Origin of the sequence: Duganella aceris (assembly GCF_011090165.1) — a bacterium.
Lineage (GTDB): Bacteria > Pseudomonadota > Gammaproteobacteria > Burkholderiales > Burkholderiaceae_D > Rugamonas > Rugamonas aceris.
In genome coordinates, this window is the sequence record NZ_JAADJT010000001.1 from 40,197 (window position 1) to 60,751 (window position 20,555).

Sequence of the window (20,555 nt, forward strand, 5' to 3'; positions counted from 1 at the left end):
TAGAATACGCAAACGTCCGCATAAAACTGTACATAAACCCAGTATCGAAATGACAAGCTTGATCACGTATGGCCACTAAAAAACCCGTTTCCGACTACAGCGAAGCCTCCATCCGCGTCCTCAAAGGACTCGAACCCGTCAAGCAACGCCCGGGCATGTACACCCGCACCGAGAATCCGCTGCACATCATCCAGGAGGTGATCGACAACGCCTCCGATGAGGCGCTGGGCGGCCATTGCAAGAACATCGTCGTCACCCAGAACGCCGACGGCAGCATCACCGTGGAGGACGACGGCCGCGGCATCCCGGTCGGCCTGCACCCGGAGGAAGGCGTGCCGACGGTGGAAATCGTCTTCACCCGGCTGCACGCCGGCGGTAAATTCGACAAGGGCTCGGGCGGCGCCTATGCCTTCTCCGGCGGCCTGCACGGCGTCGGCGTCTCGGTCACCAACGCGCTGTCGAAGCGGCTGGAGATCACCGTGTGGCGCAAGGAGCCCGACGGCACCGGCCTGCACAAGCTGGCGTTCGAGCACGGCGACGTGGTCGAGCCGCTGTCCTCGGTGGTGGCGCCGCGCGACGGCAAGAAGTCCGGCACCCGCGTCACCGCCTGGCCGGACGCCAAATACTTCGACTCGGCCGCGATCTCGCAGACCGAGCTGCAACGCCTGCTGCGCTCCAAGGCGGTGCTGCTGCCCGGCGTGACCGTCACGCTGGCCAACGCCAAGACCGGCGAGTCACAGACCTGGCAGTACAACGACGGCCTGCGCGGCTATCTGACCGAGGCGCTGGCCCAGGCCACCGACGGCGAGACGCTGATCCCGCTGTTCGAGGGCGCGCAGTTCGCCGGCCCGGACGCCGAAGGCTTCGCCGAGGGCGAAGGCGCGGCCTGGGTGGTGGCGTGGACCGAGACCGGCGCGGTGGTGCGCGAATCCTACGTCAACCTGATTCCGACGCCGAACGGCGGCACCCACGAATCCGGCCTGCGCGACGGCTTGTACGGCGCGGTGAAGAGCTTCGTCGAGATGCACTCGCTGCTGCCGAAGGGCGTCAAGCTGCTGCCGGAGGACGTGTTCGCGCGCGTTTCGTTTGTGTTATCCGCAAAAGTGCTCGACCCGCAGTTCCAGGGCCAGATCAAGGAGCGCCTGAATTCGCGCGACGCGGTACGGCTGGTGTCGACCTATTCCAAGCCGGCGCTGGAGCTGTGGCTGAACCATCACGTCGACTACGGCAAGAAGCTGGCGGAGCTGGTCATCAAGCAGGCGCAATCGCGTCTGCGCTCGTTGCAAAAGGTCGAGAAGAAGAAATCGTCCGGCGTGGCGGTCCTGCCGGGCAAGCTGACCGACTGCGAATCGAGCGATGTCGCCCGCACCGAATTGTTCCTGGTCGAGGGCGACTCGGCGGGCGGTTCGGCCAAGATGGGCCGCGACAAGGAATTCCAGGCCATCCTGCCGCTGCGCGGCAAGGTGCTCAATTCGTGGGAGACCGACAAGGACCGGCTGTTCGCCAACAACGAGATCCACGACATCTCGGTCGCCATCGGCGTCGACCCGCATTCGGTCGACACCATGCCCGACCTGTCCGGCCTGCGCTACGGGAAAATCTGCATCCTCTCCGATGCGGACGTCGACGGCTCGCACATCCAGGTGCTGTTGCTGACGCTGTTCTTCAAGCACTTCCCCGGCCTGATCGCCAACGGCAATATCTGCATCGCCCGGCCGCCGCTGTACCGCGTCGACGCGCCGGCGCGCGGCAAGAAGCCGATCCAGAAGCTGTACGCGCTCGACGCCGGCGAACTGGTGGCGATCGAGGACAAGCTGCGCAAGGACGGCCTGAAGGAAGGCGCCTGGTCGATCTCGCGCTTCAAAGGCTTGGGCGAGATGAACGCGGAACAGCTGTGGGAAACCACGATGAACCCGGATACGCGCCGTTTGCTGCCGGTGTCGCTGGGCGGCTACGGCCACGGCGAATCGGCCGCGCGCTTCAACATGCTGATGGGTAAAGGCGAAGCCGCCGCCCGCCGCGCCTGGATCGAAGAACACGGCAACGAAGCCGAAGCAGACATCTAATATTTGAACGACTATGACTCAACAAGCAAATCTCTTTGACGAACCGGCGCCGGAACAGGCGCCGGGCAAGCAGGCGCCCGCCGCCACGAGCGCCGCTGCGCCGCAAGGCGCGGACACCGGCCGCGCGCTGGTCGACGCGGGCGACGCGGGTAGCGCGGCCGCCCCGGCCACCCCTGCCGAAGCGGCCGACGTCGGCGCCGGCGGCGGCATGGACGGCAACGGCGGCGGCGGTGACGGCGACGTTCCCGGCGGTCCGATCGGCGACGGCGGCGATGGCGACGGCGACGGCGGCGACACGCTGACCCTGTCCACCTTCGCCGAACGCGCCTACCTCGACTACGCCATCTCGGTGGTCAAGGGCCGCGCGCTGCCGGACGTGTGCGACGGTCAGAAGCCGGTGCAGCGCCGCATCCTGTACGCGATGAACGAAATGGGCCTGAACAGCACCGCCAAGCCGCGCAAGTCGGCCACCGTGGTCGGCGACGTGCTGGGTAAACTGCACCCGCACGGCGACCAGTCGGTGTACGACGCCATGGTGCGCATGGCGCAGGACTTCTCGCTGCGCTATCCGCTGGTCGACGGCCAGGGCAACTTCGGCTCGCGCGACGGCGACGGCGCGGCGGCGATGCGCTACACCGAAGCGCGCTTGACGCCGATCGCCAAGGTGCTGATGGACGAGATCAACCTCGGCACCGTCGAATTCCAGGCCAACTACGACGGCTCGACCGAGGAACCATGCCTGCTGCCGGCGCGCCTGCCGATGGTGCTGCTGAACGGCGCCTCCGGCATCGCGGTCGGTCTGGCGACGGAAATCCCGTCGCACAACCTGGGCGAGGTGGCCGGCGCCGCCGTCGCCATGATCCGCAATCCGAAGATCTCGCACGCCGAATTGATGGCGATGGTGCCGGGCCCGGACTTCCCGGGCGGCGGCCAGATCATCACGCCTGCCTCGCAGATCAGCGACATGTACGCCTCCGGGCGCGGCAGCATGAAAGTGCGCGCGCGCTGGAAGATCGAAGAGCTTGCGCGCGGCCAGTGGCAGGCGGTGGTCACCGAACTGCCGCCGGGCACCTCCTCGCAGAAGGTGCTGGAAGAGATCGAGGAGCTGACCAACCCCAAGATCAAGATGGGCAAGAAGGCGCTGTCGCCGGAACAGCTGGCGCTGAAATCGCTGATCCTCAATTCGCTGGACACCATCCGCGACGAATCCGGCCGCGCCGCGCCGGTGCGCCTGGTGTTCGAGCCGAAATCGAAGAACCAGGACCAGACCGAATTCATGCTGCTGCTGCTGGCGCATACCTCGCTCGAATCGTCGGCCTCGATCAATCTGGTGATGATCGGCGGCGATGGCCGCCCGCGCCAGAAGGGCCTGACCGAGATCCTGCAGGAATGGATCGAATTCCGCTTCATCACCGTCACCCGCCGCACCCAGTTCAAGCTGCGCAAGGTCGACGCGCGCATCCACATTCTGGAGGGCCGCGAGACCATCCTGCTCAACATCGATGAAGTGATCGCCATCATCCGCAATTCGGACGAACCGAAGGCGGCGCTGATGGAACGCTTCCGTTTGTCCGACATCCAGGCCGAGGACATCCTGGAAATCCGTCTGCGCCAACTGGCGCGGCTGGAAGCGATCAAGATCCAGCAGGAGCTGGCCGAACTGCGCAAGGAAAAAGCCGCGCTGCAGGACCTGCTCGACAATCCATCGTCGATGAAGCGCGCCATCATCAAGGAAATCGACGGCGACGCCAAGACCTACGGCGACGCGCGCCGCACCCTGATCGAGGAAGCGCAGAAGGCGGTGGTCGAACAGAAAGTGGTGGACGAACCGGTCACCGTGATCATCTCGGAAAAAGGCTGGATCCGCGCCCGCACCGGCATCGGCCACGACGCCGCGCAGTTCACCTTCAAGGCCGGCGACGCGATCTACGGCGCCTTCGAGTGCCGCACGGTCGACAATCTGCTGGCCTTCGGCAGCAACGGCAAGGTGTATTCGGTGCCGGTGGCGGCACTGCCGAACGCGCGCGGCGACGGCGTGCCGATCACCACGCTGATCGATCTGGCGTCGGGCGCGCGCATCCAGCATTACTTCGCCGGCAGCGGCGCGACGCAATTGATGCTGTCCACCAGCGCGGGCTTCGGCTTCATCGCCAAGGCCGGCGACATGGTCAGCCGCATCAAGGGTGGCAAGGCGTTCATCACGCTGGAGGACGGCGATGTGCCGCTGCCGCCGGCGGTGATCGGCGACGGCGCCAGCGCGGTGGCGGTGTTGTCCGCCAATGCGCGGGTGCTGGTGTTCGGCATGGACGAGATGAAGGTGTTGACCAACGGCGGGCGCGGCGTGATCCTGATGGAGCTCGATCCGAAGGAAACGCTGATCGCGGCCAAGCCGATCAGCCAGAAGGGCGTGATCGTTTCCGGCATCGGCCGTGGCGGCAAGGCGCAGGAAGAGCGTCTGTCGGCATCGGCGCTGGCGGTCCACTTCGGCAAGCGCGCCCGCAAGGGCAAGGCTTTGGCGACCAGGATCAAGCCGGATGCGTTGACGCCTATCGTCTGATCCCCGGCGCGGCGATGCTGCGCTGACGACGTGAAAAAGCCCGCTGGCTTCAGGCCAGCGGGCTTTTTTTATGCTGCTGCCAGCTTAGTGCTTGGCGGCGGCTTCTTTAACGTCGGCAGCCGATTTGGCTTTCACTGCGTCGGTCTTGTTGGCGGCCAGCGCTTTGTCGGCGGTGGCGTCAACGGTTTCCTTGATGGCTTTGGCGTCGGCTTTCACGGTTTTCTTTTCCGCTTTTTCTTCGGCTTTAGCTACGTTCTTGTCGCCTTTGGCGGCTGCTTTGGCTTTGTCTTCTGGATCGGCCTTGGCGACTTTTTCGTTGGCTTTGGCTTGTTCTACAGCGACTTTGGCATTGGCTTCGTCGTGGGCCTTGTCGGCTTTCGAGATCGCTTTGTTGGCTTTCTTGTCGGCCTTGGCGTCGACTTTCATTTCTTTTTGTTGAGCTTTAGCGACATCCTTGTTGGCTTCAACTTGCGCTTTGTCCACTGCTGGAGTTTGGGCAAAGGCTGCGGTGGCGAACAGACCGGCGATCAGGGTAGCAATAATCTTATTCATGTTATTTCCTTTCGGTGTTGTTGGAGTGCATGGGATACAGAATAGTCCCGATGCCCGCCGCACTCTGTACGGTACCGTACTTAACACGATGAAAGATAAATCCGAGGATACCTGTAGGGGGACGCGTTTTCCAGCCCCTGTGGTAAACCTTCTCTTTTCGGTCGCATTTCCCCTCGCTTTTTCTCACTTTTCTTCACTTTTCCTCTCTTCTGAACTTCTTGCGAGATTTGCGATCTAAAGAATAGAAAAGCGAAGAAAAGAGAGGCGGAAAGAGAATGTTTACCACAGTGAGCTGCCAGCTACCTACCGATACCATGCTCCGGCTGGTGCAACACCTCGCCCGGCGCGGCGGCACGCAAGATATCTCGGAATCGATCACCGCAGCGGTGGAAAGCTGGCTCGCTGCGGAAAGCGAGGCCCCGCCCGCCGCCGATCCGGCCGGCGTGCGCGGCTACCAATGGAAGACGCTGTTCCTGCCTGAAGGCACGGTGTTGCGCTCATGGAGCTACGGCGAGCACAACTACGCGTGCGTCGAAGGCGACCAGATCATGCACGAAGGCAGATCGGTCTCTCCGAATCAGTTCGCACGATCGTTCGCCAGAACGGCGCGCAACGCCTGGTTCGATTTATCGGTGCGCAGGCCGGGCGACAAGCACTTCAAGATCGCCTGCAGGCTGCGGCAAGAACTGGCGCAAGAGGAACTCGCGCACAGGCGATCGCGACTCGCCGGCGCGGAGCCGGGTCCGCCGCCAGCGACCGCGACGCCACCTTCCGCGGAGGCGGCGGCGGCAACATCGACGACGTCGCTGGCCGTGCCGGCCGAGCGCGCGCCGGTGAGCACCGCGCCGCAACCGAGGCCCGAGCCGCCGGAGCCGCGCAGGCACAAGCAAGACTTCGACCCCGGCTGGGACCTGCCCGAGCGGCGCAAGTTCCGCTACCGCGCCGAGGACATCGCCTACTGACTAACGCTTTACGGGCGGACGCGAATACAGATCGATGATGGTGCCGATGGCATCGGCGCAGACGGAGCAAAACGTCTCGCTGCGATCGAACATGATGCACTGCATCTCGGGGCGATAATAACCTGTCGCCTCATAGTTCGCCCCCTCGAACGCACCAACGGTATGGCGATGCGGATCGCGCGAGAACAGTTCATCGGTATGCTGCAAATCCTTGCGGAACAAAGCGCTCATCTCCGACTCCGGCCGGTTGGCGGCGCGCAGCGCCGCCCGCTCCTTCTGATAAGCGCGCGACGCGGACTCGTAAGCATCCTTGGGCCAAGGCGTCGGCAGCGGCGTGCCCTCCTTGACGAACTTCTTCCACTTGACGTTGGCCGGATCGCGCAGCGCCGTCGCATTCGGCTCCCACGGCTCCTGCCGCGCCCCGCCGGTCGCATACGCCACCGGCGAAGTGTAGTACTCGTCGGCCAGTCCAGCGAAGTGATGACCAAATTCGTGCACGAACAAATAATTGGCCCAATCGTTGTCCGCCGCCGCAGTGCTGAACTGCCCGAAGATCCCGCCGCCGCCATAAGTCTCGTTATTGACCAGGATCTCGATGAACTCATACGGCGCGAACTGCGCCAGCTCGCGCAAGGCGCGGTTATCGGTGGTCAGCACATAACGCTCGCTGCCGAAGATGTCATACCGCGTGCCCAACGGCGACGCATGATGCACCCCGGTCGACGGCCGCGACACGCCCGACTCCTCGGTCGGCAAAGCCAACGCCCAGACGTTGAAATCCTTGGCCCGCTCCTTGAACGGCGACACCGCGAACAAATGATCCGCCAAGCGCCGCGCGGCGGCCTCGAACTTCTTCATCTCGCCCTTGGTGTAGCCATCGCCGACGATCAGCAGATCGACCTTGTCCGGCGACGGACCATTGACGCGGATCGGCAGCGGCTTGACCGGCGCCGGCGGCTGCTTGCGCACCACATCCATCGCATCGGTATCGACATCCGCCGTCCACACCACCGAGAACGCCCCGCGCTCATCGCGCTTGAGGATGCGCACCCGCACCGGCTTGTCCGGTTTGGGGAAACGCACCGACTCCTGGAAGCCGCGATTGATCTTGCCCGCCTCCTCGGTGCTGCGCCACTCCGCGAACACGGTCGAGAAACCGCGTGAATACAGCAGCGCCCCGGACTTGGCGTCCACCACCTCCACCAGATTGTTGCCGCGATTGGTATTGTCGATGGTGGCGCGCAGATCGCCCGGCCACGGCAGCGGCTCGATCACCACGCGCTCCATCGCATAGTGTTCATCGAGCGCGTTACCGCTGTGCAGATAGTCGACGCGGACGGTGGCCGGCTGCGCGGCCAGCGCCGGCGCGGTCACTGCCAGCGCCAGCACAAAGGAGAAAAAGCGGTTCATGGATATCCCGGCGGTCATTGAAAACGTGACCGCCATTGTAATCCCGCCCCAGCGTCAGGTGCGCCATTTTCCGTTGCGCGCCAGCTCCGCCACCGCGTCGGCGAAGGCTTGCGGCGCCTCCTGCGGCAGGTTGTGGCCCACGCCGGGAATCTGCCGATGCACGCGCGGCCCGCCGAACCTGGCCGCCGACGCGCTGCCGTCGGTGGCGCGGATCACGCCGTCGTCGATGCCGTCCAGCGTGATCGCCGGCACCTTGATCACCGGGCCGGTGGCAAGGATCGCCTCCTGCTTCCCGTATTCCGCGAAGCCCGGCGCATGGCCCAGCCGATGGCGGTAGGAATGCAGCACCACCTCGACATAATCCGGATTGTCGAAAGCCTTGGCGGCGCGGCTGAAGGTCGGACCATCGAAGCGCCAGGTCGGCGAATTCCCCTCCCACATGATGCGCGCGATGTCGTCGCGGTTGGCGGTCAGGCCGGCGCGGCCACGCTCGGTGAGGAAGTAGAACTGATACCAGAAGCCCGCCTCCACCTTGGCCGGCGCCGGATTTGCCGCCTTGGCGATGTCCTGGATCAGATAGCTGTTGACCGACACCAGCCCCACCACCCGCGACGGCCGCAGCGCCGCCACCACGCATGCCGCGCGGCCGCCCCAGTCGTAGCCGGCCAACACCGCCTCCGGAATGTGCAACGCGTCCATCAGGTCCAGCAGATCCTGCCCGATGGCCGCCTGCTGCCCCGAGCGCGGCGTGGCCGCGTCAAGGAAGCGCGTGCTGCCGTGGCCGCGCAAGTGCGGCACGATCACGCGATAGCCCTGCGCCGCCAGCAGCGGCGCCACCTCCACGTAGCTGTGGATATCGTAGGGGAAGCCGTGCAGCAGGATGACCGGATGGCCGTCGGCCGGCCCGGTCTCGTGGTAGCCGATGTCGAGCGTATCGGTTTGCACCTGGCGCACCGCCATCACCGGCAGCGGCCCGCGATCCGGCTTGACCGGCGGCGCCGGATCCTTGCGCGGCGGCGCGGCGGCCGCGTTGGCGAGGCCGCCGAACGACAAGCCGGCGGCGCCGGCGGCCGCCGACATCAGGAAGCCACGGCGGTTCAGAATGGAATCAGTCATGATGAAGCTCCTCAAAAAAGTGATGCGGTCAGACCGCGTCGATACCGACAATCAGTTCGCTGGCCAGCCATCCCGCCAGCAGTTCGCCCGCCCTGGCCACGCCGTCGTACTCGCCGAGCCGCTCGACCAGCCAATCGCACAAGCCGGCGAAACTGCCGCTGTCGTGCAGGCGCAGCAAGGCCTCGCGCTCGATGGCGTCGACCTGCTTCAGGCAGGAGACATAGCCGCGCCGCCAGACCAGCAAGCCGGCCGGCCGCTCCAGCATGGCGCCATCCGGCGGCGCCTGGCCCTGCCACAACGCCGACCAGATCTGCTCGACATTGGTGCCGACCGCGATGCTGCGGAACGACGGCGTGATGCTCAACAGCGCCGTATCCCAATCGATACCCGCCAGCGCATCCAGCGGCACACAACGCGCGTCCGCCGCGATGAAGGCCGCCGCCAGCGCATGCTCTACCCACGCCAGTTCATGCACGTCCGGGTTGTGCGGAAACAGCTCGACCAGCGTGCGGTCGAAACCATCGGCATAGGCGTCCAGCGTCCACGCATGCGGCGGATGGCGGTCGATATGGGTGATGGCGGCGGTGCGGAACGCCTCGTCGCCGATCCACGCGCGCAGCTGCGGATAGCTCTGTTCCAGGCAGCCCACCAGCTGCGCGCGATAATTGTTCTGATACACCGCCAGCCCGGCCATGGCGCGCGCGCCGTCACCGAGCGAGGCGGCCGGCGTGGCCGCCACCAGCCAGCGCTGGAAGTCGCGTTGCAGGTCGGCCAGCATCACGCCTCCTCCAGCTCGCGGTGACGGGCGCGCAGCGCGCCGAGCGAACGCGCCGTCGCCAGCTCCAGCATCAGGTCCGCCAGCGGCGGGATGTCGTCATCGCGCTCGATCATGGTCGCCACCGGACCGGCCAGCCCCATCACCTGCGAATACAGCTTCCACACCGCCTCGCCGACCGGCGTATCGTGCGTGTCGATCAGCAGCTCGGCGCCCTGGCTATGGCCGGCAAGATGGATCTGCCGCACATGCTGGAACGGGATGCCGGCGATGAAGGCCTGCGGATCGAAGCCGTGGTTGCTGGCGCTGACGTAAATATTATTCACGTCCAGCAGCAGGCCGCACCCGGTGCGCGCCGCCATCGCCGCCAGGAATTCCCACTCGCTCATCTCTGCGCCGTCGAAGGCCAGATAGCTCGATGGATTCTCGAACAGCATGGCGCGGCCCAAGACCTGCTGCGCCTGGTCGACGTTGGCGCAGACGATGTCCAGCGCCTCCGCCGTGTACGGCACCGGCAGCAGGTCGTGCGAGTTGAACGCCGCGTAGCGCGACCAGCTCAAATGGTCCGAGACGAACAGCGGCTCGATTTCGTCGGCCAGCGCCTTCAGGCGTTGCAGGTAATCGGCGCGCAAGCCGTCGGCGGAGCCGATCGACATCGACACGCCGTGCAGCGCCACCGGATGCCGTTCGCGGATCTGCCGCAGGATATGGCGCGGCTGGCCGCCGGCGATCATGAAGTTCTCCGAGATGACTTCAACGAAGTCCACCGCCACCTGCGTTTCCAGGAAATCGCGGTAGTGCTCCTTGCGCAGGCCCAGGCCGTAGCCGGAAAAATGAGGACAGTTCGTGCTCATCGTGTCGACCGCTTATTTGGGTTCGGTCAGCGTGCCGCCTTCTGCCAGGCAGGCGGTCTTGGTGCGCACCAGCACGCCCTCGCCCTTGCAGGCGTTGAGGCCCTTGCAATCGTTCTTGGCGGTGGCGCACAGGCTGGTGCCCTTGCAGGTGTTGATGCCGTAGCAGCGGCCCAGCGGTTCCTTGACTGCGGCGGCGCCCGGCTCGGCGGCGTTGGCCTGGGCGCCGGCGGCCAGCGAGGCCAGCGCCATCAAGGCGGAAGCGGCGGCGAGACCGACGCGGGTGGTGACGGATGGTTTCATGTGTGGCTCCTAAAACAAGTAAAAGTTAGTGCGCGTTTTGCGCGGCTTCGATGATGACTTTGGCAACCTGCTCCGGCTGCGAGATGTAGACCAGATGGCTGGCCTTGATCTCGGTGACCTTGGCCTTGGCGCGCTGATACATCCAGCGTTGCAGCTCCGGGTTCAGCGCGCGGTCCTGGGTGGACACGATGGCGTAACTCGGCTTGCTGCGCCATGCGGCCGACCAGATCTGCGTATGGAAGGCGGCGCTGGTGGCCGGCACCTGCGCCGCCGCCATGAAGTTGGTGCGGTTCTCGGCCAGGTCCGCCGCGAAGTCGTCGTGGAATTTGGCGCGGTCGAAGAACAGATGGCCGTCCTGGGTCGCCACCACCGCGTCGCTCGGCGACGGCATCGAGCCGAGCACCTGCGCCAGGCTCTCGCCGACGTCGGGCAACAGCGCCGCCACGTAGACCAGCGCCTTGACCTTGTCGCGCGCCCCGGCCGCCGAGATGATCGCGCCGCCGGAGCTGTGGCCGACCAGCACCACCGGACCGACCTGCTGGTCGAGGATCTCGCGGGCGGCGGCGACGTCGTCGTCGAAACTAGTGTGCGGCTGGGCCGCGATGCTGACGTGGTAGCCGGCGTGGTACAGGATGTCGAACACCACCCGCCAGCCGGAACCGTCGACGAAGGAGCCCGGCACCAGCACGATGTTCTTCGCGCCGGCCGGCTGCGCCGCCTGCGCCATGTCGGCCGCCGCGACCGAAGCGGCCAAGGCGGCCGAGGCGGCGGATATCGCCGTGCCGGCCGACGCCGCCGACGCGCCTGCGGTCGCCGCCAGCAACGCGCCGGCCAGCGCCGCCGTCAACGCCAGCTTGTTCATGGCCCTCATTTGCCGGCCGCCTTCGCGGTCAGCGAACCGTAGCCCTTCGGCGTCTTGATCCTGGTGCAGGTCCCCTTGTCGACCAGGGTCCAGGCGTCGCCCTGGTAGTCGGTGACCGACGTGCCGGCGCAGCTGGTGCCGGCGCCGGCGGCGCAGTCGTTCTGGCCGGCCAGCGAGACGCCGAAGCATTTCTCGGTCGGTTTCGGCGCGTCGGCGGCGTGGGCGGCGCCGGTCAGCGCGGCCAGCGAAAAGGCCAGCGAAGCGGCCAATGCGGAACGGGAGATCGTCATGGTGAATCCTTTCAGTGGGTGGGTACTACATGAACCGCATCCGATAACAGCGGGTGCGACTTATCTATTTTAAAAAAACGCGGTCGAGCGACCACCGCCCCCCGCCCTGGGCGATCAACGGCAGCAGCACGGCGGTCCACAGCAGGTGGGTAGGCCAGGCGTTGGGATATACGAAGATCTCGATCACCGCCGTCATCCCCAGCAGCGCCAGCGCGGCGTGACGGGTGAACAGGCCAAGCACCAGCAGCAGCGGCAGCAGATGCTCGGCATAGGTGGCCAGCGGCGCCGCCAGCTCGGCGGAGATCAGCGGCAGCTTGTACTCGCTGCGGAACAGCTCATAGGTGAACGGCTTGATGGACAGCCAGCCCTGTACCTTGGTGCGGCCGGACAGGAAGAACACGGCGCCGATGCCGACCCGCGCCAGCAGCAGCTGCAAGGCCGGCGGCAGCAGGCGCCGCGCCAGCGCTTGAGGGGCGCCCGTGGGCGCGTTTGCTTGATTCATCATCACTCCCGTTATTTATCGGATCCGTTTAAATCGGATGAGATAGATAATATCAGCGATGACCGGCCTACGGTCTTAACATTTTCGTGATAATTGGCCTACTTGGCTTCCAGCGAACGCCCGATGTCGAGCGGCCGGACGTCGAGCCGCAGGTTGAACACCGAATAGGCGGGCGGCGTGCCCGCCGCGTAGCCGACGCTGTCGCGGGTCTTGCTGAAGGTGAACTGGAAGCCCAACTCCGGCAAGCCGCCCTGTTGACCGCTGGTGGCGATGCCGATCGCCTCGGAGCGGCGGTTGCGGATCAACTGCTCCATCAACTCCACCACCGCGTTGCGGCCGAGGATATCGGCCGAGAACACCGGCTGCGGCAGGGTCGCCTGCGGCACCGTCAGGCGGCCGCCGGCCTTGGCCTCGGACGGCGTCACCACATGCGTCACCAGATCGTAGCGGTCGCCCCGGTCCAGATAGCTGATCACCGCGTTGGCCACGTTGAAGCCGGGCCGCGTCGCATCGGTGGTGGCGCGCGACAGGTCGACCAGCAAGGCCCCCTTGTGGCCGACGATCTCGACCCGGCGCCGGTTGTCGACCACCATCGCGGTGTTCTCGTCGATGCCCAGGCCCACCTTGAAGCCGGTCTTCAGCATCGCCGGGATCATGCGCGCGAAGCGGCCGCGCACCAGGAAATGCTGGTCGACGAACACGTCGTCGCCGATGAAGCCCAGGCCCGGCGCCACCTCGCGCCCCTCGGTGACGCCGCCGCGCAGTGTCGCGAACACGGTCGGCGGCGGATCATAGAACATGGTGCGGCTCATGACCGCCGCGCCGGCGCTGGTGCCGGCCACCACGCCGCCCCGGCGATACAGCTCCCACACCGCCTCCAGCACCGCGCTGCGGCTGCCGTCCGGCCGCACCAGCGCCTCGGTGATGCGGGCCTGGTCGCCGCCGGAGAAATACACCCCGCCGGCGCCGCGCACATCGGCCACGATCTTCGCATCCTCGGCCGCCTGGCGGAAATCGCTGCCGGCCAGGTTCACCGCCAGCGGCACCAGGAAGGCCTCGGCGCCGTAGCGCTGCAGCGAACCGACGATGGCGCCGCCGACCATGTTGGGATCGGCCGCCGCCGACGCGAACACCGCGATGCGCGCGCCCGGCCCACCGGCCAGCTGCACGATGCGCTGCCAGACGTCGGCGTTGTCGGGACGCAGCGCGCCGCCGATGATGACCAGGTTGCCCTTGGGCGGCGCCGCCACGGCCGGCGCCGGCGCGGCCGAGGCCAGTGGAATCGCCAGCATCAGCGTGGTGAAGAAGGTGAACGGCATCCGCATCGCGGCTCCTAGCGGTAACGGTACAGCGGCTGCTGCAGCACGATGGGACGGATGTCCAGCCGCAGCTTGAGCACCGAGTACGCCTCGACCTCGGTCGAGCTGTAGCCGACGCTGTTGATGGTTTTACTGAAGCGGAATTCGTAGCCGCTGTCCGGATTGCCGTCGCGCGGGTTGCCGAAGGCGATGCCGATGGCTTCCTGCTGCGCGTTGTCGATCAGGTTGATCATCAGGTCCAGCACCGCGTTGTTGCCGAGGATGTCGTTGGTGTACACCGGCTCGCGGGTGTCGGGCTGGTTCGGATCGAGCTTGTTGTCGGCCTTGTCCGGCGACGGCGTGAACTCGCGCGTCACCAGGTTGAACTTGTCGCCGCGATCCAGGTAGCTGATGGTGGCGTTGCTGATGTTGAAGCCCTTGATGCCGCGGTCGGTGATCGCCGCCGACAGGTCCAGCAGCAGCGCGCCGCTGTAGCCGATGATCTCGACGTCGCGCCGGGCGTTGACCACCATCGCGCTGTTCTCGTCGATGCCGAGGCCGATCTGGTAACCCTTCTTCAGCATCACCGGAATCATGCGCGCGAAGCGGCCGCGCACCAGCAGGTGCTGGTCGACGAACACGTCGTCGCCGATGAAGCCCAGGCCGGAGGCGATCTCATGGCCGTCGTTGACGCCGTTCTTCAGCATGTCCAGCGTCGCGCGCGCGTCGTAGAACATGGTGGTGCTCATGATCGCCGCGCCGGCGCTGGAGCCGGCCACCACGCCGCCGTCGCGGTACACGTCCCACACCGCGTCCAGCGCGGCGGTGTGCCTGCCGTCCGGCCGCACCAGCGCCTTGGTGATGCGCGCCTGGTCGCCGCCGGTGAAATAGATGCCGGTGGCCGAATGGATCAGCGCCACCACCTCCGGATCCTCGGCCGCCTTGCGGTAGTCGCTATTGGGCAGCGTCACCCCGAGCGGGATGAAGAAGGCCTGGGCGCCGTACTGATTCAGCTTGTTGATGGTGTTCTGGGCCGAGTTCTCGGGATTGATCGAGGCCGAGCCGAACACGCCGATGCGCGCGCCCTTGCCGCCGGCCAGCTGCACGATGCGCTGCCACACTTCCGCGTTCTCGGCGCGCAGGCCGCCGCCGATGATGACCAGGTTGCCCGCCGGCGGCGCCAGCACCGGCTTGGGCGGCGGCACCGCCTTGGCCGGCTTGCTGGCCTTGACCGACACCTGCGGCGTCTTCGCCACCGGCGTCGTCACCGCCGCCCGCGCGCCGGCGTGCAGCCCGACCACGGCGGCCACCAGCAGCCCCGCCATGCAGAGGCGCCGGAGCGTAAAACCTGTTAATTTCATGTTGCCCTTCCGATGAAAACCGGCGCCAGGGCTCTCGCCGGGCGCCGTTGATAATGCAGATGATACCAATCAATTCCTTAAGAAGGGATTACATTTCATTTGAACGCGTAGTTGGCGCTGGCGTAGAAACGCCGGCCGCGCACGTCGGTGTAGGTCGGATCGTAGCCGGAGATGAAGTGGTAGGCCTGGTTCGAATACGGCGGCGCGCGGTCGAACAGGTTCTGGATGCCGGCGCGCAGCTTGAACTCCTTGCTGACCTGCCAGGCCCCGGTCAGGTCCCACAGCGAGTACGACGTGACCCGGTTCGGCGCCACCACGCTGCCGTCGTCGGTGTTGATCGCCGAGTTCTGGTCTTCGTAATGGCTGGAGAAGGTGTTCGACAGGCTGGCCGCCAGCGGACCGCTGTCCCAGTCCAGCGTGATGGTATGGCGCCAGCGCTGCACCACGCCGTCGGTGACGAAGCGACCCAGGTTGCTGACGTAGGCCTCGCCCTTCTCGTTCTGGATCTTGGAATCGGTCACATAGGTGCCCGACAGGCGTCCGCCGAAGCGGCCGGCCCAGGTCTGCACGCCCTTGTAGTCGATGGTCAGGTCCAACCCGGCGGCCTTTTGCGCGCCGCGGTTTTCCTTGTACATGTCGATGTGGTCGATGTAGCCGTCCTCGTCGCGCTGGATCAGGCTGGCGTACTTGGTCGGATTGGCCAGGATGATGTCGTCGCCGATTTCCGCGATCAGGTCGGTGCGCTTGATGTTCCAGTAGTCCAGCGTCAGCATCACCAGTTTGCTCGGCTGCAGCACCAGGCCGGCCGAGAACTGGCGGCTGCGCTCCGGCTTCAGGTTCGGATTCGCATAGCGGTGCGCCTCCCAGGCGTTGGCGCAGTCGGCGTAGTTGTTGTCAACCGTGGCGCAGTAGACCGGATCGGGCAGCGTGGCGGTGCTGCCGATCTGGGTCGGGCGGTACAGCTCCGTCATCGACGGCGCGCGGAAGCCGCGGCCGGCCGAGGCGCGGAACAGCATGGTCTTGGTCGGGGTGTAGCTCAGGCCCACTTTCGGGCTGGCCGCGCCGCCGACCACCTGATAGTGGTCGTAGCGCGCCGAGAGCTGCGCCTCCAGCTGCTTGGTGAACGGCAGCAGCAGCTCGCCGTACACCGCGTTGATGTTGCGCGCGTAGCTGGTGGCCTGGCCGCCGGCCGGGGCGCCGTCGTTGTTGATGTTATCGCTCATCAGCAGCGCCGACGGATTGAACTCGGTCTTCTCGCGCCGCACCTCGCCGCCCACCGCCAGCGCGGCGTCGCCGCCGGCCAGCGCGCCGACCGTGTGCGACAGCTTGAAGTCGAGCGAATCCATGGTGCCGCGCGCGTGGCGCACCTCCTGGTTGACCTGGATGCTGTTGATCAGGTCCACGCCGGCCTTGCTCGACGGTCCGAACGGGTTGATGCGGCCGTCGGCGATGCCTTCCATCAGCTGATCGTACAGCAGGTAGCCGTGGGTGTCGCGGTCCTTGATGGTGTTGATGCTGTGGTTCAGCGCCACGTCGTAGTCCCAGCCGTTGCGGCTGCCGGTCCAGCCGACCACGTAGCGCTGGCTCTCGCTGATCAGCTCCGAGGTGCGCCGGCCGGCCTCGTTGAGGCGCACGTTGACCTGCACTTCGCCCGGAATGTCGTCGTCGGCGCTGGCCTCCTCCGACAGCAGGTCGTACTTGGCCAGCGCCGGGATCTTGCGGTAATCGAGGTAGCCGGTGACGCGCGCCGACGACGCCGCGTACCAGGTCTTGGAGCGGCTCAGCGCCACCTCGGCGTACAGCTGGTTCTCGGGATTCAGCTGCAGCACGCCGCGCGACAGGAAGTTGGCCTTCTCCGATTTCGGATATAGCTCGGTGTCGCCCATGTAGTTGTAGGTGCAGGCGTCGACGCCGCCGGTGCCGTTCGGCAGATACAGATTGGCCGGCGGCGCGCAGGTCGGCACCGACGGGTTGATGGTGCGGTTGGTCAGCGGCTTGCCGTTGATGGTGAAGCCCTGGTCGTTCAGGTAGTCGCGCTGGGCGCCGGTGAGGCGGATGTTGGCCGGCGCGGTGAAGCCGGACAGCAGGTGCGGCAGCCGTTCCGGGATGCGCAGCTCGTCGACGAAGCGGCGCTGCGAGGTGCTCAGCGCGCCGGTGCGCTGCACGTCCGCCACCGCGAAGATGTTGTAGCCGTCCTTGGCCAGGTCGCCGTGGCCGGCGGTGATGGTGGCGGTGCGCTTGCCGGCGCCGCCCTCCTGCGTCTGCAGGCCGTAGACGTTCAGCTCCAGGCCCTGGAAGTCCTTGCGGGTGATGAAGTTGATCACGCCGCCGATGGCGTCGGTGCCGTACAGCGCCGAGGCGCCGTCCAGCAGCACCTCGACCCGCTGGATCGCGGCGGCCGGGATGTTGTTCAGGTCGACGCCGGTGTCGTCGCCGGGCGAGGCGAAGTTGGCCATGCGGCGACCGTTCAGCAGCACCAGCGTCGACGAGGTGCCGATGCCGCGCAGGTTGGCGCTGTTGAAGCCGCGCTGGTCCTTGCCGTCGCTGATGCTGGCGGCGTCGGTCAGGCCGCCGACGTTGGCCGACAGCCGCGCCAGGATCTCGGAGGCGGTGGTGACGCCGACCTTCTCGATCTCCTCGCGGGTGATGACCTGCACCGGCAGCGCGGTCTCGGACTCGATGCGCTTGATCGCCGAACCGGTGATCTCGACCCGCGCCAGCGGCGCGGCCGGCGCCGCCGCCTCCTGCGCCTGGGCCTGCGCGGCCGCGCCGACCACGCCCGCCACCGCGCCCACGCTCAGCGCCAGGCGCACGGCGCGCGCCATCGCCGACATCCGCACCACATTCAACTCGCCCATATCCACTCCCGATGATTGTTATGTAAATAATTCATTTGAATCAACTGTACGCACATGTGGCGCAAAACTCAAGGAAGCGCGTCCCCTTTCGTCCGCACACGATTTACTTTGTGAAAATACTGCTACATACTCAATGCTTGATCGATCAACCACGACCACCATGCAAGCACACAAACACCCCCTCTCCGGCCCGCACGCCAGCGCCGCGTACGAGCTGACCAGCTTCCACTTCGGCACCCCGGGCGCCGGCAAGAAGGTCTACATCCAGGGGTCGCTGCACGCCGACGAAGTGCCCGGCATGCTGGTGTCGCAGTTCCTGCGCACGGAATTGAGCGCGCTGGAGGCGGCCGGCCGCATCGCCGGCGAGGTGGTGCTGGTGCCGGCGGCGAACCCGATCGGCCTGGCGCAGGCGATCCACGGCGCCGCCTTCGGCCGCTTCGACCTGACCACCGGGATCAACTTCAACCGCGCCTACAAGCACGTCGCCGACGAGCTGAAACAGACGCTGGCCGGGAAGCTGGGCCAGGACGCGCAGGCCAACGTGGCGCTGATCCGCGCCCACGCGCGCGCCGCGATCGCCGACTGGAAGCCGGCCACCGACGCCGAGACGCTGAAGAAAACCCTGATGACGCTGGCGATCGACGCCGACATCGTGCTCGACCTGCATTGCGACAACGAGGCGGTGCTGCACATCTACGCCGGCACGCCGCTGGCCGACGCGGTCGCGCCGCTGTCGGCCATCCTCGGCGCGCACGCGCTGCTGCTGGCCTACCAGGCCGGCGGCGAGCCGTTCGACGAGGCGTGCAGCCGGCTGTGGTGGGATCTGGACCAGCACTTCGAACAGCGCTACCCGATTCCGCCGGCCTGCCTGTCGGTGACGGTGGAGCTGCGCGGCGAGATGGAGGTCAGCTACGAGCTGGCGCGCCGCGACGCCGCCGGCCTGCTGCAATTCCTCACCCTGAGCGGCGTGCTCCGCGCCGAGGACGACGCGGCGGCGGCCGCCGCCGCCGTGCTGCCGGCGCCGCTGTGCGCCGCCACGCCGCTGGAGGGCGTCGAGCCGGTGTACGCGCCGCACGCCGGGATCCTGATCTACACCCGCGAGCTGGGCGCGCGGGTCAAGGCCGGCGACGCGCTGGCCGATTTGATCGACCCGGTCGGTGGCGCGACCACGGTGCTGCGCGCCGGCGTCGACGGCGTGTTCTTCGCGCGCAGCGCGCACCGCCACGTCATCCGCGGCATGAACGTCGGCAAAGTCGCCGGCGCCCAAGCCTACCGCGCAGGCGACCTGCTGAGCCAATGACCACCGTACCCATGACCACCAAAAAATTCAAGCTGCCGCACACCTTCGTCCTGTTGTTCCTGATCCTGGCCATGATCGCGGCGGCGACCTGGCTGGTCCCCGGCGGCAAATACGACACCCACCTGGTCGACGGCAAGCAGCTGATCGTGCCGGACAGCTTCCACTACGTGCCGAGCGCGCCGCAAGGGCTGGTGGCGCTGATCAAGGCGCCGATCAAGGGCTTCGTCGAAGCGGCGCAGATCATCGGCTTCGTGCTGATCGTCGGCGGCGCCTTCGCCGTGCTGCAGAAGACCGAGGCGGTCGACTCGATGATCCGGGCGCTGGCGCGCGCGCACAAGGATTCGGTGTTGATCCAGAAGGCGCTGATCCCGGTGTTCGTCACCATGTTCTCGATCGGCGGCGCCACCTTCGGCATGAACGAGGAAGCCATACCGTTTATACTGATTTTCGTGCCGCTGGCGCTGGCCCTGGGCTACGACACCATCACCGGCGTCTCGATCCCCTTCCTCGGCTCGCAGGTCGGCTTCGGCGCCGCCTTCCTCAACCCGTTCAACGTCGGCATCGCGCAGGGCATCGCCGGCGTGCCGGTGTTTTCCGGCTGGGGCTACCGCCTGATCGCCTGGAGCATCGCCACCGCCGTCACGGTGCTGTTCCTGATGTGGTACGCGGCGCGGGTCAAGAAGAATCCCGAACTCAGTCCGACCTACGCGCTGGACCAGGAGAAACGCCGCGAACAGCCGCACGGCCTGGGCGAACTGCACGGCATGACCGCGCGCCACAAGCGGGTGCTGTGGATCTTCGTCGGCGCGCTGGCGATCATGGTGGGCGGCGTGGTGCAGTACGGCTGGTACATCGACGAAATCGCCGCGCTGTTCCTGACCATGGGCGTGGTGATCGGCCTGGTGGGGCGGCTCGACTCGACCCAGATCGTCGAAGGCTTCATCCAGGGCGCGCGCGACCTGGTGGGCACGGCGCTGGTGATCGCGCTGGCGCGCGGCACCATGATTCTGGCGCGCGACGCGCACATCATCGACACCATGCTGCACGGGCTGACGCCGCTGGTGCAGTCGGCGCACCCGATCTTCACCGCGTGGAAGATGTTCGGCATCCAGACCGTGATCAACTTCTTCATCCACTCCGGCACCGGCCAGGCCGCGCTGACGATGCCGATCATGGCGCCGCTGGCCGACCTGGTGGGCGTGACGCGGCAGACCGCGATCCTGGCGTTCCAGTTCGGCGAGCTGACCACGCCGATGATCCCGACCTCCGGCATCACGGTCGGCGTGCTGGCGCTGGCGCGGGTGCCGTGGATCACCTGGGCCAAGTGGATGATCCCGCTGCAACTGATCTACGCGGTGATGGCGATGGCGCTGCTGGTGCCGCCGGTGCTGATGAACTGGCAGTAGGAAAACCGCGCCGGCGATGTTTTCAGTGATCGAAAAGATAATGTTGACGTATTTTAGGGCAGCTTGCGGTTTATAATCGATGCCGA

Annotated in this window: 17 protein-coding genes; 5 read left to right on the plus strand and 12 right to left on the minus strand. The window is 66.4% G+C overall.

The window, feature by feature from the left end; translation table 11 throughout:
• Positions 1 to 68 precede the first annotated feature (68 nt).
• Both GW587_RS00195 and parC read left to right on the plus strand, forming a co-directional pair.
• Complete coding sequence (locus GW587_RS00195) at positions 69 to 2,066, plus strand: DNA topoisomerase IV subunit B (RefSeq protein ID WP_166097297.1); 1,998 nt, start codon at positions 69 to 71, stop codon at positions 2,064 to 2,066.
• Between the two features lie 13 nt (positions 2,067 to 2,079).
• Positions 2,080 to 4,623 (plus strand): DNA topoisomerase IV subunit A, encoded by a 2,544-nt coding sequence (parC, locus tag GW587_RS00200; RefSeq protein WP_229259227.1) that lies wholly within the window; start codon positions 2,080 to 2,082, stop codon positions 4,621 to 4,623.
• Positions 4,624 to 4,707: 84 nt separating this feature from the next.
• On the opposite strand, the gene GW587_RS00205 is transcribed toward parC, so the two are convergent.
• Positions 4,708 to 5,175 carry a hypothetical protein gene (locus GW587_RS00205; RefSeq protein WP_166097298.1) on the minus strand — a complete coding sequence of 156 codons (468 nt, stop codon included), beginning with the start codon at positions 5,173 to 5,175 and terminating at the stop codon, positions 4,708 to 4,710.
• Between the two features lie 275 nt (positions 5,176 to 5,450).
• Between GW587_RS00205 and GW587_RS00210 the strand changes: the two genes are divergently transcribed.
• Positions 5,451 to 6,137: a hypothetical protein gene (locus GW587_RS00210; protein WP_166097299.1), complete on the plus strand. Its 687-nt coding sequence runs from the start codon at positions 5,451 to 5,453 to the stop codon at positions 6,135 to 6,137.
• On the opposite strand, the gene GW587_RS00215 is transcribed toward GW587_RS00210, so the two are convergent.
• From GW587_RS00215 to GW587_RS00265, 11 genes are all read right to left on the minus strand, one after another.
• Positions 6,138 to 7,547 carry an IgA Peptidase M64 gene (locus GW587_RS00215; protein WP_229259228.1) on the minus strand — a complete coding sequence of 470 codons (1,410 nt, stop codon included), beginning with the start codon at positions 7,545 to 7,547 and terminating at the stop codon, positions 6,138 to 6,140. It lies immediately after the preceding gene.
• A 54-nt stretch (positions 7,548 to 7,601) separates the two neighbouring features.
• On the minus strand, positions 7,602 to 8,663 hold the full coding sequence (locus GW587_RS00220) for an alpha/beta fold hydrolase (RefSeq protein ID WP_166097301.1): 1,062 nt from the start codon (positions 8,661 to 8,663) through the stop codon (positions 7,602 to 7,604).
• 28 nt (positions 8,664 to 8,691) lie between these two features.
• On the minus strand, positions 8,692 to 9,441 hold the full coding sequence (locus GW587_RS00225; RefSeq protein ID WP_207393294.1) for an HvfC/BufC N-terminal domain-containing protein: 750 nt from the start codon (positions 9,439 to 9,441) through the stop codon (positions 8,692 to 8,694).
• The gene (bufB, locus tag GW587_RS00230) at positions 9,441 to 10,292 is read right to left on the minus strand and encodes an MNIO family bufferin maturase (protein ID WP_166097304.1); all 852 of its coding nucleotides are present in this window, start codon (positions 10,290 to 10,292) and stop codon (positions 9,441 to 9,443) included. Before bufB ends, GW587_RS00225 begins: the two co-directional genes overlap by 1 nt.
• Positions 10,293 to 10,304: 12 nt before the next feature.
• Positions 10,305 to 10,592, minus strand: coding sequence for a BufA2 family periplasmic bufferin-type metallophore (bufA2, locus tag GW587_RS00235; RefSeq protein ID WP_166097306.1), 288 nt, complete (start codon positions 10,590 to 10,592; stop codon positions 10,305 to 10,307).
• A 25-nt stretch (positions 10,593 to 10,617) separates the two neighbouring features.
• Positions 10,618 to 11,463 (minus strand): alpha/beta fold hydrolase, encoded by an 846-nt coding sequence (locus GW587_RS00240; protein WP_166097307.1) that lies wholly within the window; start codon positions 11,461 to 11,463, stop codon positions 10,618 to 10,620.
• Complete coding sequence (locus tag GW587_RS00245) at positions 11,460 to 11,744, minus strand: BufA1 family periplasmic bufferin-type metallophore (RefSeq protein WP_166097309.1); 285 nt, start codon at positions 11,742 to 11,744, stop codon at positions 11,460 to 11,462. The genes GW587_RS00240 and GW587_RS00245 overlap by 4 nt, the downstream gene beginning before the upstream one ends.
• 64 nt (positions 11,745 to 11,808) lie before the next feature.
• Positions 11,809 to 12,249, minus strand: coding sequence for a DoxX family protein (locus GW587_RS00250; RefSeq protein ID WP_229259229.1), 441 nt, complete (start codon positions 12,247 to 12,249; stop codon positions 11,809 to 11,811).
• Between the two features lie 95 nt (positions 12,250 to 12,344).
• Positions 12,345 to 13,571, minus strand: a complete 1,227-nt coding sequence (locus tag GW587_RS00255) for a cyanophycinase (protein WP_229259230.1) — start codon at positions 13,569 to 13,571, stop codon at positions 12,345 to 12,347.
• A gap of 8 nt (positions 13,572 to 13,579) precedes the next feature.
• A complete protein-coding gene (locus GW587_RS00260) occupies positions 13,580 to 14,869 on the minus strand; it encodes a cyanophycinase (protein ID WP_229259231.1) in 1,290 nt (429 codons plus the stop codon).
• Between the two features lie 131 nt (positions 14,870 to 15,000).
• On the minus strand, positions 15,001 to 17,763 hold the full coding sequence (locus tag GW587_RS00265) for a TonB-dependent receptor (protein WP_229259232.1): 2,763 nt from the start codon (positions 17,761 to 17,763) through the stop codon (positions 15,001 to 15,003).
• Between the two features lie 160 nt (positions 17,764 to 17,923).
• Here GW587_RS00265 and GW587_RS00270 point away from each other — a divergent pair, with 160 nt between their 5' ends.
• Positions 17,924 to 19,063, plus strand: coding sequence for a succinylglutamate desuccinylase/aspartoacylase family protein (locus tag GW587_RS00270; RefSeq protein ID WP_166097313.1), 1,140 nt, complete (start codon positions 17,924 to 17,926; stop codon positions 19,061 to 19,063).
• A gap of 11 nt (positions 19,064 to 19,074) precedes the next feature.
• Positions 19,075 to 20,469 (plus strand): YfcC family protein, encoded by a 1,395-nt coding sequence (locus GW587_RS00275; protein WP_229259233.1) that lies wholly within the window; start codon positions 19,075 to 19,077, stop codon positions 20,467 to 20,469.
• Positions 20,470 to 20,555: the final 86 nt, after the last annotated feature.

Coding starts and splice junctions, on each gene's coding strand:
- GW587_RS00195 (WP_166097297.1), top strand. CDS start 69: ATGGCCACTAAAAAACCCGTTTCCGACTACAGCGAAGCCTCCATCCGC.
- parC (WP_229259227.1), top strand. CDS start 2,080: ATGACTCAACAAGCAAATCTCTTTGACGAACCGGCGCCGGAACAGGCG.
- GW587_RS00205 (WP_166097298.1), bottom strand. CDS start 5,175: ATGAATAAGATTATTGCTACCCTGATCGCCGGTCTGTTCGCCACCGCA.
- GW587_RS00210 (WP_166097299.1), top strand. CDS start 5,451: ATGTTTACCACAGTGAGCTGCCAGCTACCTACCGATACCATGCTCCGG.
- GW587_RS00215 (WP_229259228.1), bottom strand. CDS start 7,547: ATGAACCGCTTTTTCTCCTTTGTGCTGGCGCTGGCAGTGACCGCGCCG.
- GW587_RS00220 (WP_166097301.1), bottom strand. CDS start 8,663: ATGACTGATTCCATTCTGAACCGCCGTGGCTTCCTGATGTCGGCGGCC.
- GW587_RS00225 (WP_207393294.1), bottom strand. CDS start 9,441: ATGCTGGCCGACCTGCAACGCGACTTCCAGCGCTGGCTGGTGGCGGCC.
- bufB (WP_166097304.1), bottom strand. CDS start 10,292: ATGAGCACGAACTGTCCTCATTTTTCCGGCTACGGCCTGGGCCTGCGC.
- bufA2 (WP_166097306.1), bottom strand. CDS start 10,592: ATGAAACCATCCGTCACCACCCGCGTCGGTCTCGCCGCCGCTTCCGCC.
- GW587_RS00240 (WP_166097307.1), bottom strand. CDS start 11,463: ATGAGGGCCATGAACAAGCTGGCGTTGACGGCGGCGCTGGCCGGCGCG.
- GW587_RS00245 (WP_166097309.1), bottom strand. CDS start 11,744: ATGACGATCTCCCGTTCCGCATTGGCCGCTTCGCTGGCCTTTTCGCTG.
- GW587_RS00250 (WP_229259229.1), bottom strand. CDS start 12,249: ATGATGAATCAAGCAAACGCGCCCACGGGCGCCCCTCAAGCGCTGGCG.
- GW587_RS00255 (WP_229259230.1), bottom strand. CDS start 13,571: ATGCGGATGCCGTTCACCTTCTTCACCACGCTGATGCTGGCGATTCCA.
- GW587_RS00260 (WP_229259231.1), bottom strand. CDS start 14,869: ATGGCGGGGCTGCTGGTGGCCGCCGTGGTCGGGCTGCACGCCGGCGCG.
- GW587_RS00265 (WP_229259232.1), bottom strand. CDS start 17,763: ATGGGCGAGTTGAATGTGGTGCGGATGTCGGCGATGGCGCGCGCCGTG.
- GW587_RS00270 (WP_166097313.1), top strand. CDS start 17,924: ATGCAAGCACACAAACACCCCCTCTCCGGCCCGCACGCCAGCGCCGCG.
- GW587_RS00275 (WP_229259233.1), top strand. CDS start 19,075: ATGACCACCAAAAAATTCAAGCTGCCGCACACCTTCGTCCTGTTGTTC.